Annotated in this window: 13 protein-coding genes; 11 read left to right on the forward strand and 2 right to left on the reverse strand. The window is 68.2% G+C overall.

Annotated features, from left to right (window positions below):
* Positions 1–4: 4 nt before the first annotated feature.
* Both QSJ18_RS06035 and QSJ18_RS06040 read right to left on the reverse strand, forming a co-directional pair.
* Positions 5–439 carry a ferritin-like domain-containing protein gene (locus tag QSJ18_RS06035; protein WP_286325397.1) on the reverse strand — a complete coding sequence of 145 codons (435 nt, stop codon included), beginning with the start codon at positions 437–439 and terminating at the stop codon, positions 5–7.
* Positions 436–948, reverse strand: a complete 513-nt coding sequence (locus QSJ18_RS06040; protein WP_286325398.1) for a hypothetical protein — start codon at positions 946–948, stop codon at positions 436–438. Before QSJ18_RS06040 ends, QSJ18_RS06035 begins: the two co-directional genes overlap by 4 nt.
* Positions 949–1,132: 184 nt before the next feature.
* Here QSJ18_RS06040 and rimP point away from each other — a divergent pair, with 184 nt between their 5' ends.
* The 11 genes from rimP to QSJ18_RS06095 all read left to right on the forward strand — a co-directional run bounded on the left by rimP (position 1,133) and on the right by QSJ18_RS06095 (position 12,823).
* Positions 1,133–1,696: a ribosome maturation factor RimP gene (gene rimP / locus QSJ18_RS06045; RefSeq protein ID WP_286325399.1), complete on the forward strand. Its 564-nt coding sequence runs from the start codon at positions 1,133–1,135 to the stop codon at positions 1,694–1,696.
* Between the two features lie 110 nt (positions 1,697–1,806).
* Positions 1,807–2,844 carry a transcription termination factor NusA gene (gene nusA / locus QSJ18_RS06050; protein WP_286325400.1) on the forward strand — a complete coding sequence of 346 codons (1,038 nt, stop codon included), beginning with the start codon at positions 1,807–1,809 and terminating at the stop codon, positions 2,842–2,844.
* A 44-nt stretch (positions 2,845–2,888) separates the two neighbouring features.
* Positions 2,889–3,272 (forward strand): YlxR family protein, encoded by a 384-nt coding sequence (locus QSJ18_RS06055; RefSeq protein WP_353507204.1) that lies wholly within the window; start codon positions 2,889–2,891, stop codon positions 3,270–3,272.
* Between the two features lie 79 nt (positions 3,273–3,351).
* Positions 3,352–6,171, forward strand: coding sequence for a translation initiation factor IF-2 (gene infB, locus QSJ18_RS06060; protein WP_286325401.1), 2,820 nt, complete (start codon positions 3,352–3,354; stop codon positions 6,169–6,171).
* Positions 6,172–6,312: 141 nt separating this feature from the next.
* Positions 6,313–6,786, forward strand: coding sequence for a 30S ribosome-binding factor RbfA (gene rbfA / locus QSJ18_RS06065; protein ID WP_286325402.1), 474 nt, complete (start codon positions 6,313–6,315; stop codon positions 6,784–6,786).
* On the forward strand, positions 6,783–7,736 hold the full coding sequence (locus QSJ18_RS06070) for a DHH family phosphoesterase (protein WP_286325403.1): 954 nt from the start codon (positions 6,783–6,785) through the stop codon (positions 7,734–7,736). Before rbfA ends, QSJ18_RS06070 begins: the two co-directional genes overlap by 4 nt.
* Before the next feature lie 41 nt (positions 7,737–7,777).
* Positions 7,778–9,085, forward strand: a complete 1,308-nt coding sequence (locus tag QSJ18_RS06075) for an MATE family efflux transporter (protein ID WP_462476002.1) — start codon at positions 7,778–7,780, stop codon at positions 9,083–9,085.
* A gap of 64 nt (positions 9,086–9,149) precedes the next feature.
* Positions 9,150–10,118 carry a metallophosphoesterase family protein gene (locus QSJ18_RS06080; protein WP_286325404.1) on the forward strand — a complete coding sequence of 323 codons (969 nt, stop codon included), beginning with the start codon at positions 9,150–9,152 and terminating at the stop codon, positions 10,116–10,118.
* Positions 10,115–10,798 carry a 4'-phosphopantetheinyl transferase family protein gene (locus tag QSJ18_RS06085; RefSeq protein ID WP_286325405.1) on the forward strand — a complete coding sequence of 228 codons (684 nt, stop codon included), beginning with the start codon at positions 10,115–10,117 and terminating at the stop codon, positions 10,796–10,798. The genes QSJ18_RS06080 and QSJ18_RS06085 overlap by 4 nt, the downstream gene beginning before the upstream one ends.
* Complete coding sequence (truB, locus tag QSJ18_RS06090) at positions 10,798–11,697, forward strand: tRNA pseudouridine(55) synthase TruB (protein WP_286325407.1); 900 nt, start codon at positions 10,798–10,800, stop codon at positions 11,695–11,697. The genes QSJ18_RS06085 and truB overlap by 1 nt, the downstream gene beginning before the upstream one ends.
* 124 nt (positions 11,698–11,821) lie before the next feature.
* Positions 11,822–12,823, forward strand: a complete 1,002-nt coding sequence (locus QSJ18_RS06095; RefSeq protein ID WP_286325408.1) for an oxygenase MpaB family protein — start codon at positions 11,822–11,824, stop codon at positions 12,821–12,823.
* The last annotated feature ends 113 nt before the right edge of the window (positions 12,824–12,936 follow it).

Genomic DNA, 12,936 nt, shown 5'->3' on the forward strand with positions numbered 1-12,936 from the left:
CCGGTCAGGCCGGCGCCCCCGGGAAGGCCAGGGTTGCGGGTGAGATGCCGAGTGCGGCACGCCAATACGCGATGCGCACCGCCGAGTCGTCGAGTCCGTCCACGCCGATGCGGCGGGCCTCGGGTGTCTCGGCCTGCTCCAGCAGTGCACGGTAGGCGCGCGCGCAGTCGTTCTCCGCGGCCAACGCGGCCCGGGCGGCACTGGTCGGGCCGGTGACCTCCACCGGAAGCGTGTACCCGGCGGGTGCGGCGGGCGGGACGCCGCCTGCGGCGGTGATGGCCCGTTCCAGGGCATCCCGCCGCGCCCGGTGCGCACTGATCTGCTCGACGATGGTGCGTCGTCGTGCGGGCGCGGCGAATGCGGTGATCACGCCGTAGGTGAAGATGGCCGCGTTCTCGGCGGCGGTGGCGGCGCCCAAGGCGCTGATCGTGGCGGTCATGACAGTTGAACCTCCACCATCGAGACGATTGAAGCGGATACGGCACCGACCAGTCCGGCCGGATATCCGGTGAAGGTGATCGCGCCGTCGTGGGCCTGCCGGGCCGACTCGCGCAGCCGGGTCCGCAATTGACCGACGTCGGCGGGCGGTGCCGGAGCGTTCGACGGTGCCACACCCGTCCCCGACGGCGGTGTCGCGGTCAGTGTGTCGAATTCGGTGCCGGTGGCCCGGTGGAGTCGATAGATCTCGGCCCGTAACTGCTGCGCGTGTTCGGCGCGCTGGTCGGCGACGACACCCAGTGCGGCCGCGTATTCGGTGGAGCCGGGGATCAGTCGGCGGGCGGTCTTCGCGTCGGCGTCGGCTGCGGCGGCGATCGGCAGCAGTGCCTGCGCGGTCAGCTGTTCGGCAGTCGGGCCGTCGTCGGAGCAGCCGGTCATGGCGAGGACCGACAGACCTGCGGTGGCCGCCATACCGCCGCGAAGGACGGTGCGTCGGTTCAGCGGTGGCATCACCCGACACATCTTGCCAGCCGGCACTCGCCCCGACTACCGGCGCCCACGGCGTCGCAGGCCGTGGTGGAAACCCGTCGGCGAAAATCGACTACACTGGCCGAGCGCCGCGTAACCGTGGATCCGACAACTCAAGATCCCCGACAACTGAACACCCCTGACAACTGAAGACGAGGAGAGTGCCATGCCGAGCGTTTCGCGAAAGCTGAGCGAGCTCGTCGGACAACTCGTCTCCGACCGGGGTTTCGACCTTGAGGATGTCGTCGTTCGTCCGCGTGAGGGTGCCGACGAACTGTCCATCGTGGTCGACCGCGACGGCGGCAGCGATCTCGATGTGCTGGCCCAACTGAGCAATGAGATCTCGGAGGCCCTCGACGCGGCCGGGATTCTCGGCGACGAGGCTTACACACTGGAGGTCACCTCACCCGGAATCGATCGGCCGCTCAGCTTGCCGCGGCACTGGATTCGGGCGCGCGGACGTAAGGTCGCCATCACCCGCCAGGGAGCCGACGGGGAGCGCGCCGAACTCATCGGCCGGGTGGGCCCACTCGACGAGCAGTCGGTGACCATCGTGTCGAATCTCAAGGGCCGCATCGCGGTTGAACGCGTCGACTTCGAGGAGATCGTCAAGGCGGTCGTGCAGGTCGACTTCGGCAAGCCGAGTGTCGCCGAGCTGACCCGATGCGGACTCGACGACGCCGAGATCGCCGCGCGGCGTGGCGATCCGACGCCGATCGACGGCGGCTGAGCGCCGATCATCGGCACACCGCGTCCCACCGCGGACGTACCCGACGTGGACAATCGAATATCGAAAAACCGAACATCGAACGGCAACAAATGAATAGGAGCGCAGCCGCCATGAACATCGACATCAACGCACTCCGGATGATCGAGGCAGACAAGGGCATCTCGATCGACACCGTCATCACGGCGATCGAAACCGCCCTGCTGACCGCGTATCGCCATACCGACGGTTTCGCGCCGCACGCCCGGATCGACGTCAACCGCAAGTCCGGTGCGGTCCGCGTGATGGCGCAGGAGGTCGACGAGAACGGTGACGTCGTCCACGAATGGGACGACACCCCAGAGGGTTTCGGGCGCATCGCGGCCACCACCGCCCGTCAGGTGATCCTGCAGCGGCTGCGGGACGCGGAGAACGAGAAGAACTTCGGCGACCTGGTCACCCACGAAGGAGAGATCGTCGGCGGTGTGGTGCAGCAGGATTCGCGCGCCAATGCCCGCGGCATGATCGTCGTGCAGATCGGCAGTGATGCCAACGCCGCCGAGGGTGTCATCCCGCCCGCCGAGCAGGTGCCGGGGGAGACCTACACCCATGGTGACCGCATCAAGTGCTACGTCGTGGGCGTTGCCCGCGGCGCACGCGGCCCGCAGATCACCCTGTCGCGCACCCACCCCAATCTGGTGCGCAAGCTGTTCTCGCTGGAGGTCCCCGAGATCGAAGACGGCTCGGTCGAGATCGTCGCCGTGGCCCGGGAGGCGGGGCATCGGTCCAAGATCGCGGTGCACACCGGGGTTGCCGGACTCAACGCGAAGGGCGCCTGCATCGGCCCGATGGGTCAGCGGGTGCGCAACGTGATGAGCGAGTTGGCCGGCGAGAAGATCGACATCATCGACTTCGACACCGACCCGGGGGCCTTCGTCGGCAACGCACTCTCGCCCGCGAAAGTGGTCTCGGTCACCGTCATCGACGAGGCCGCCAAGGCCGCGCGCGTCGTGGTGCCCGACTATCAGCTCTCACTGGCCATCGGCAAGGAGGGGCAGAACGCCCGCCTCGCGGCCCGTCTGACCGGCTGGCGCATCGACATCCGGTCGGACGCCGACCCCGATCCGGACGGAGCGGCCGGCGGTTCGGCAGGTGCGGGACACCGCCGGTGACACGCCGATTGTCGTCGCACGGCCGAGTCGCGCTAGACTGATCGATGGTTCAGCGAAAGTCGTCCATTCCGGTCACCGGCGGACGACCAGATCAATCTGTTCGACGCCTTGTCACCCGGACGTGTATCGGGTGCCGACGGCGGGCAGAGGCCTCGGACCTGGTTCGACTCGTCGCTCAGCAGCGCGCGGACGGACCGGAGATCGTGGTCGATCGTGCGCGAAACCTGCCGGGACGGGGAGCCTGGTTGCATCCGGCTGCGGAGTGTGTGACCGCAGCCGTGCGACGCAGGGCGTTCGCCTCGGCACTGCGGGTCCCCGGCTTGTCCGTGAACCCGAACGACCTCACCGAAAAGCTCGGTGCGGCCGCCACCGACAGTTGGCCCTCCCGAGGGCCGGAACAGGTAGCAGAAGACATGAGCACACCGTGAAGTCCCCACGATGAGCATGTATCGGACATAAATCGAGGCCGTGGCGGGCAAGCCGCTCGGCCTCCAAGTGAGGAGAGCAGTGCCAGGCAAAGCCCGCGTGCATGAATTGGCCAAGGAACTGGGCGTGACGAGCAAGCAAGTGCTCGAGCGACTCAAGGAACAGGGCGAATTCGTCAAATCGGCATCGTCGACCGTTGAGGCCCCGGTGGCCCGTCGACTGCGTGAATCGTTCCCCCATAAAGACGGGGGATCCAAGGACGGCGCCAAGCCGTCGGCAACCTCGGGTTCGGGCGCCAAGCCCGGCCCGCGTCCGGCCGCCCCGAAGCCCGGTACGCGTCCCGGCCCCAAGCCGGCCGCACCGGCTCCCGCTGCCGCAGCTCCGGCCCCCGCGGCCGAGGCCGCGCCGGCTCCGGCGAAACCCGCTCCGGCGGCTCCCGCCCCCACCCCCGGTGAACGCCCGGCAGCGGCGGCCAAGCCGGCCACCCCGAGTCCGGAGGCGACCAAACCCGCCGCACCGGCGGCTCCCGGTCCGCGTCCGGGTCCCGGACCCAAGCCCGGTCCGCGTGCCCCGCGTGTCGGCAACAACCCCTACTCGTCGGCGCCCGCCCCGGCACCGCGTCCGCCTGCGCCGCGGCCCGGACCCGGTCAGGGTGGTCCGCGTCCCGGCGGCGGTAACCGTCCGCCGGCCGGTCAGGGTGGTCCCCGCCCCGGCGGCGGTCGTCCCGCTCCCGGTCAGGGCGGTCCCCGTCCCAGCCCGGGCAGCATGCCTCCGCGTCCGAACCCCGGCGCGATGCCCAGCCGTGCGGCCCGGCCCGACGCAGGTCGCGGTCGTCCCGGTGGTGGCGGTCGTCCCGGTGGTGGCGGCGGTGGTTTCCGTGGCGGCGGCGCTCCCGGTGGCGCACCGGGTACCGGCGGTGCTCCCGGTGGCGGCTTCCGCGGTCGTCCCGGCGGCGGTGGCGGTGGCGGACGTGGTCGCGGCGGTGCCGCGGGTGCGTTCGGTCGCCCCGGTGGTGCTCCGCGCCGCGGTCGTAAGTCGAAGCGGGCGAAGCGCGCCGAGTACGAGAACATGCAGGCCCCGGCCGTCGGTGGCGTTCGGCTGCCGCGCGGCGACGGCGACATCATCCGTCTCGCCCGGGGCGCGTCCCTGTCGGACTTCGCCGAGAAGATCGGCGCCAACCCGGCTTCGCTGGTCCAGGCGTTGTTCAACCTCGGCGAGATGGTCACCGCCACCGAGTCGGTGAACGACGAGACGCTGGAGCTGCTCGGCTCGGAGATGAACTACACCGTTCAGGTGGTCAGTCCCGAGGACGAGGATCGCGAGCTGCTGGAGAGCTTCGACCTCAGCTACGGCGAGGACGAGGGCGACGACTCCGACCTCGAACAGCGTCCGCCGGTGGTCACCGTCATGGGCCACGTCGATCACGGTAAGACCCGACTGCTCGACACGATCCGTAAGGCCAACGTCCGTGAGGGCGAGGCCGGTGGCATCACGCAGCACATCGGTGCCTACCAGGTGAACACCCACCTCAACGGTGAGGATCGACTGGTCACCTTCATCGATACCCCGGGTCACGAGGCGTTCACCGCGATGCGTGCCCGTGGTGCGAAGGCCACCGACATCGCGATCCTGGTGGTCGCCGCCGACGACGGTGTCATGCCGCAGACGGTGGAGGCCATCAACCACGCTCAGGCGGCCGATGTGCCGATCGTGGTCGCGGTCAACAAGATCGACAAGGAAGGTGCCGATCCGGCGAAGATCCGCGGCCAGCTGACCGAATACGGTCTGGTTGCCGAGGACTTCGGTGGCGACACCATGTTCGTCGACATCTCGGCCAAGCAGGGCACCAACATCGACGCTCTGCTCGAAGCCGTGCTGCTGACCGCCGATGCCTCGCTCGATCTGCGGGCGAACCCGGATATGGACGCCCAGGGTGTCGCCATCGAGGCGCACCTCGACCGCGGCCGTGGTCCGGTGGCGACCGTGCTCGTCCAGCGCGGAACGCTCCGCATCGGCGACTCGATCGTGGCCGGTGACGCCTATGGTCGCGTGCGCCGCATGGTCGACGAGAACGGCGACGACGTCAACGAGGCGCTGCCGTCGCGTCCGGTGCAGGTCATCGGTTTCACCTCGGTGTGTGGTGCAGGCGACAACCTGCTCGTCGTCGAGGAAGACCGCACCGCGCGGCAGATCGCGGACCGTCGCAATGCGCGTAAGCGCAACGCGCTGGCCGCCCGCAGCCGCAAGCGCATCAGCCTCGAGGACCTGGATTCGGCACTGCGTGAGACCAGCCAGCTGAACCTGATCCTCAAGGGCGACAACGCCGGTACGGTCGAAGCCCTCGAAGAGGCGCTGCTCGGCATCGAGATCGACGACGAGGTCTCGTTGCGGGTCATCGACCGCGGTGTCGGTGGTGTCACCGAGACCAACGTCAACCTGGCAGCCGCCTCGGATGCGATCATCATCGGCTTCAACGTCCGTGCGGAGGGTAAGGCCACCGAGCTGGCCAACCGCGAGGGCGTCGACATCCGGTACTACTCGGTGATCTACCAGGCCATCGACGAGATCGAGAGCGCGCTCAAGGGCATGCTCAAGCCGGTCTACGAAGAGGCAGAACTCGGCCGCGCCGAGATCCGCGCCATCTTCAAGTCGTCGAAGGTCGGCAACATCGCCGGCTGTCTGGTGCAGAACGGCATCATCCGTCGCAACGCGAAGGCCCGCCTGCTGCGCGACAACGTGGTGATCGCCGAGAACCTGACGATCTCCTCGCTCAAGCGTGAGAAGGACGACGCCACCGAGGTTCGCGAAGGCTACGAATGTGGTCTCACGCTGACCTACTCGGATATCAAGGTCGACGACGTCATCGAGAGCTACGAGCTTCGCGAGAAGCCGCGCGACTGACCGTCAACGGCTATTGGCCACATCGAAGGCGCGGGATCGACTCCGATCCCGCGCCTTCGATGCCACCTCAGCTCGTGGTGTCGCATGGTCGACTACCACCGGCTGGAGTATTTTCGACTTCGGAAAGGACACCGATCACTGATGGCTGATCCCGCACGTGCCGCTCGAATGGCGAAGCGCATCTCGACGATCGTCGCCTCCGCGATCGCGCAGGAGATCAAGGATCCCCGGCTCGCCTTCGTCACGATCACCGACGCCCGCGTCACCAACGACCTGCACGACGCCACTCTCTTCTACACGGTGCGCGCAGACTCCCTGGACGCCACACCGGATTACGAGGCCGCCGCGGCCGGGCTGGCCAAGGCGCGAGGGATCCTGCGGTCGAAGGTGGGCGCCGGAACCGGTGTCCGCTTCACCCCGACCCTGACGTTCACCCTGGACACGGTGCCCGACGCGGCCCGCCAGATGGAAGAACTGGTCGCCCGGGCGCGGGCCAATGACGAACTCGTCGCACGGCAGGCCGCGGACGCCACCCCGGCCGGCGACGCCGATCCATATCGCAAGGACGAGCCCGCCGTCCCCGAAGAAGCCGACGGGGAGGGAGCGGGCGCGTGAACGCCACGACCCCGGCGTCGGTGGCGGACGTCCTCGCCGCGTCGCGTGCGGTGACGATCCTGTGTCACGTCCGCCCGGACGCCGACACCATCGGCAGTGGGCTCGCGCTGGGGCTGGCGCTCGACCGTCGGGGTGTCGACGTCGAGGTCGCCTTTCCTGGCGATGACCGGTTGCCCGGCACCTTGGGAATGCTGCCGGGGGCCAAACTCCTCGTGCACGAGTCCGCAGTGGTCGGCCACACGACGGTGGTCGCGGTGGATGCGGCGACCATCGACCGGCTCGATCGGCTCTCGGCCGTGTTCGAGCGCGCCGACCGGACCGTCGTCATCGACCATCACGCCTCGAATGAGGGCTTCGGTCAACTGGATCTCATCGACGCCGAGGCCGACTGCACCGCGACGCTGGTGCTCGACGTCCTCGACGCGATGGACACCCCGATCGACGCCGACATCGCCACCTGCATCTATGCCGGTTTGGTCACCGACACCGGATCGTTCAAATGGGCCCGACCGGATTCGTTGCGTGTCGCGGCCCGGCTCCTCGATCTCGGGGTCGACGGGCGCACCTGGAGTCGTCTGCTTCTCGACAGCCATCCACTGACCTGGCTGACACTGGTCGCCGAGGTGCTCGGCGCCGCACAGTATGTGCCGGACGCATGCGACGGCGGGCTGGTGTACGCGGTCGTGCCCAATGCTGCGCTGCGCAAGGTGGACTGGGCCGAGGTGGAGAGCGTCATCGACATTCTGCGCACGGCCCAGGAGGCCGAGGTCGCCGCGGTGTGCAAGGAGATCGCACCCGGGAGTTGGGCGGTGTCGTTACGCGCCAAGGAATCCGTCGATCTGGTTCCGGTGGCCCGCTCGCACGGTGGTGGCGGACATCGTCGCGCCGCGGGGTACAGCGACACCGGAACCGTCGACGAGGTGGTCACGCGCCTGTTGGGGTCGTTCTGACCGACACGGCAACGGCGACACCCGGATTCGGGCGGATCGCAATCCTGACGGTGTCGGCGCTCGCGGTTCTGATCGCTCCGCCGCTGTACCTGCTGCTTGACCTGGCGGTCGTCGGCCGACTCGGTGGCGATGAGCTGGCCGCGCTGGCGGTCGCCACCCTGGTGTTGTCGGTGATCAGCACGCAGCTGACCTTCCTGTCCTATGGCACGACGGCGCGTTCGGCCCGCCGCTTCGGTGCGGGTGACCGGGCCGGGGCGGTCACCGAAGGGCTACAGGCGAGTTGGGTGGCGATCGGCGTCGGTGTCGGCATCATCGCCATCGCCTATCCGGCGGCCCCCCTGATCATGCGGGTGCTGGTCGGTGGAGGCTCGCCCGATGTCGCCGCCGATGGCGCCGAATGGTTGCGCATCGCGGTGTTCGGGGTACCGCTGATCCTGCTGTCCATGGCAGGAAACGGCTGGATGCGCGGTGTGCAGGAGACCCGTCGCCCGGTGGTCTATGTGGTGATCGGACTGGCGGTCGCGGCCGTACTCGTCGTCGGGTTGGTGCACGGGATGTTCGGCCTGCCCCGGTGGGGGCTGCCGGGCAGTGCGGTGGCGAATCTGGTGGGTCAGACGATCACCGGCCTGCTCTTCGGTGCCCGGGTGTTGCGGGAATCGCTGGCGCTGGGCGCCGACCGTGCGTCGTTGCGTCCGGACCGGATGATCATCGGCGCTCAGCTGGTGATGGCCCGCGATCTCATCGTGCGGTCCCTGTCCTTCCAGGTCTGTTTCCTCTCCGCGGCCGCGGTCGCGGCCCGCTTCGGCGTCGCCCAGGTCGCCGCGCATCAGCTGGTGCTGCAGCTGTGGGAATTCATGGCGCTGTTCCTCGATTCGCTGGCGATCGCGGCGCAGGCCCTCGTCGGCGCGGCCCTGGGGTCCGGGGCGGTGCGTGCGGCCGGTTCGGTAGCACGGCGGGTCACGGTCGTCTCCACGGTTGCCGCGATGCTCGCAGCCGCAGTCTTCGCCGCCGGCTATGGGGTCATCCCGCAGATCTTCACCGACGACGGAGCCGTCCTCGACGCGATCGGGGTGCCGTGGTGGTTCTTCGTCGCCATGCTGCCGATCGCCGGGGTGGTGTTCGCCTTGGACGGCGTGCTGCTCGGCAGCGGCGACGCGGCCTTCCTACGGACCGCGACGCTGATCGGAGCGCTGATCGGCTTTCTGCCGCTGATCTGGGCATCGTTGATCTTCGACTGGGGTCTCGCCGGCATCTGGACCGGATTGCTGGCGTTCATGCTGGTGCGTCTGGCGACGGTGAGCTGGCGGATCGCCGGTGGCCGGTGGCATCGGGTGGGTGCGCCCGGCTGAGGCGGGGCCATCCGACGGGTCCGGCGAATCGGACGACCGGGCGGCTCTGGCACGATGGGTACCCATGGCAACTCTATGGGCGATCAGCGATCTGCACATCGCACATCGGGGTAACGAGCATATCGTCGACGACATCCGGCCGACCTCAGCCGACGATTGGCTGATCGTCGCCGGTGACGTGGCCGAGCGCACCGACGACATCATCGACACGCTGCGTCGGCTGCGCACCCGGTTCGCGAAGGTCATCTGGGTACCCGGCAATCACGAGCTCTACACCACCGCGAAGGACCCGCTGCAGATTTTCGGGGTGGCGCGCTACGACTATCTGGTCCAGGCGTGCCGTGACCTCGGGGTGGTGACCCCCGAGGACATCTATCCGCTCTTCGACGCGGGTGACGGGTCGGCGCCGGTCCGCGTCGTGCCGATGTTCCTGCTCTACGACTACACCTTCCGCCCGGAGGGGACGACCAACAAGCTGTCGGCGCTCGCCCTCGCGCGTGAGCGCAATGTGGTTGCCACCGACGAGTTCCTGCTGTCGCCGGAGCCGTTCGGCACCCGCGATGCCTGGGGCCGCGCGCGCATCGAGGCGACCCGCAAACGGCTACAGGCGCTCGATCCGGCCGAGCGGACGATCCTGATCAACCATTGGCCGCTCCGGCGCGAGCCCACCGATGCGCTTTTCTATCCGGAGTTCGCGCTCTGGTGCGGCAGCGAGCTGACCGCGGACTGGCATCTCGAGTTCAACGCGGCCTGCTGCGTCTACGGACATCTACACATCCCGCGCACCACCTGGTACGACGATGTTCGCTTCGAAGAGGTGTCCGTCGGCTATCCCCGCGAGTGGAAACGACGCGGCCTTCCGGAACCGTTGCTGCGCAAGATCTTCCCCGACGACGGACCACGGGCGGAGGAACTGCCCGAACATGGGGTTCGTTTCGAGCTGCCACCCGACTACGCCGAGCGCGCCGCCGAGTTCCGACGCCGCGTCGAAGAGCGGCAGGCTCGCCGCGCCAACCGAAAGGCCGACCAGTGATCGACCGACTCGTTCCTGCCGGGGTGGCCACGGCGGAGGCGTTCACCGACCCGCCGGGTCTGGAGCCCATGCCCGCCGAACTGAGCCTGATCGCCAAGGCGGTGGACAAGCGGCGACGGGAGTTCACCACCGCACGACACTGTGCCCGGCAGGCGATGGCGCAGCTGGGTATCGAACCCGCGCCGATCCTGCGGGGCGAGCGCGGCGCCCCGGTGTGGCCCGCCGGGGTGGTGGGCAGCCTGACACACTGCGACGGCTACCGCGGTGCGGTCGTCGCCTACGGGCTAGGAGTGCGGTCACTGGGCATCGACGCCGAGCCGCATGCGCCGTTGCCCGACGGGGTCCTCGACCACACGAGCATCGCCGCCGAACGTGCGGTGTTGGCCACGCGCGCACCCGGTCTGCACTGGGATCGATTGTTGTTCTGCGCCAAAGAGGCCACGTACAAGGCCTGGTTCCCGCTCACCAATCGGTGGCTGGGCTTCGAGGATGCACACATCACCTTCACCCGAACCGACGCCGCCGGTCCGGCGGCAGCCGATGCCGGGGCGACCGGCGAGTTCGTCTCGCGCATTCTGATCGACCCGAAGACCGACGACGGGGGAGAACCCTTGCTGGAATTGCGCGGACGCTGGCTGATCGACGGCGGCCTGATCATGACCTCGATCACGGTGGCGTGATGGCTGCTTCGTCCATCGAGAATGCCGGGCTGCTCATCGTCGACAAGGATGCCGACATGACCAGCCACGACGTGGTGTCGCGGTGCCGCAAGATCTTCAACACCCGGCGGGTCGGCCACGCAGGCACCCTCGACCCGATGGCAACCGGCGTGCTGGTCGTCGGGATTGAGCGGGCGACAAAGCTTCTCGGCCTGCTGTCGCTGACCACCAAGTCCTACTCGGCGACCATCCGGCTCGGTGCGGCCACCACCACCGACGACCGGGAGGGCGAGGTCATCTCGTCCGCGGACGCCTCGGCGGTCACCGACGATCAGATCGCCGCGGGGATCGCCGCGCTGACCGGCGACATCGAGCAGGTCCCGGCCAAGGTCAGTGCCATCAAGGTCGATGGTCGCCGGGCGCACGCGCTGGTGCGGACCGGGGAAGACTTCGATCTGAAGGCCCGTCCGGTCACGGTGTCGCGTTTCGACATCCGGGAGGTCCGTCGCGACGGCGGGTTCGTCGACGTGGACGTGGAGGTGGATTGTTCGGCAGGCACCTACATTCGATCGCTGGCCCGCGACCTCGGTGCCGGACTCGGTGTCGGGGGACACCTGACCGCGCTGCGGCGCACCGCGGTGGGGCCGTTCACTCTCGATCACGCCCGCGGGCTGGATGCGATCCGGGAGGACCCGCGCGTCGGCCTCGACATCGACGAGGCGGTCAAGCTGTCCTTCCCGCATCGCGACATCGACGACGACGAGGCCGAGTCGATCAGTCAGGGACGGTGGCTGGAACCGATCGGGGTCAAGGGGATCTACGTCGTGGTCGACCCGGCCGGGCGGTCGATCGCGCTGGTGCAGGAGAAGGGGCGGCGTGCGAGTTCGGTGATGGTCGTCCGTCCGGCGACACTGCGCTGACGCGGACCGCGCGGGACCTTGTACCCCAATCGCGTTGCGGTTCTCCGGTGATTCTTGACACCGGGGCTTCGGCAGCAGTTAATAGAAACTGATTACATCAGTACTCAGATCGGGGGTTGGCGGCATGACCAGTGTGGTGCGGGTGAGCGCGGACGAGATCGACACCGGGCAGGTGATTCCGGAGGAGTCGGCCGACCCGGCGGCTCGCGGCAAGCGTAAGAGCTATCTGCCCGATCTGACCACGGCGGTGCCGGTGCTGACTACCGGGCAGACCCGGCTCACGGTCGCCACCCCGGAGCGGCGACCCAACGAGGCCTACGTCCGAACCGAGATCGAGGATGCCTACGACTTCTGGGCCGCGGCCGGATCGGCGGCGAATGTTGCGATGCAACTCGGCTGGCCCGAGGTCGCCTATGGCGTGATGGAGTCGAAGGTGGATTCGGGTGCGCTGATGAAGCATCCGTGGAAACGCCTGCGCACGACCGAGCAATACCTGGCGGTCGCCATCATGGGCACCGACGAAGAGCGGGCCGCCTACCGCGAGGCGATCAACACCGCGCACCGGCATGTGCGCAGTACCGAATCGTCGCCGGTGAAATACAACGCCTTCAATCGCGAACTGCAGATGTGGGTGGCCGCGTGCCTGTTCGTCGGTTTTGAGGACACCCACCAGCTGCTGCACGGGCGGATGAATCCCGAACAGGCCGAACAGTTCTACCGCAGCGCCACCCCGTTGGCGACGACGCTGCAGGTCACCGAGGACATGTGGCCGGCGACGCGGGTGGAGTTCGACAAGTACTGGAATGTCGCCTGCGAGCGCATCACCTACGACGAGACGCAGAAGAAGTTCATCAACGATCTGGTCGACCTGCGGATGATCACCCCGCTGCTGGCCTATCCGCTCCGCGGGCTGCTGCGTTTCCTGACCATCGGCTCGTTGCCGCCGCTGTTCCGCGAGAAGCTCGAGTTGCGCTGGCGACCGATCGACCAGCGTCGCTACGACAATCTGTTCCTCTTCGTCGGTTTCGTCAACCGCTTCCTGCCGCGGCCGCTGCGTTTCGGTGGCTTCTACCTGATCATGCGTGACCTGCGACGCCGCATCCGTAAGGACCAGGCGCTCATCTGATCTGCGGGCCCACTGATCGACATCAGCGGACAAGAGCCGCGAAATCCCTTGCGCCATACCTGCATGTGATGTGTGTCGCCGCTGTGCGGCGACGCGGGTATCGTGCCGCAACC

The organism is Gordonia heveisoli (assembly GCF_030315745.1).
In the GTDB taxonomy this organism is placed as follows: domain Bacteria; phylum Actinomycetota; class Actinomycetes; order Mycobacteriales; family Mycobacteriaceae; genus Gordonia.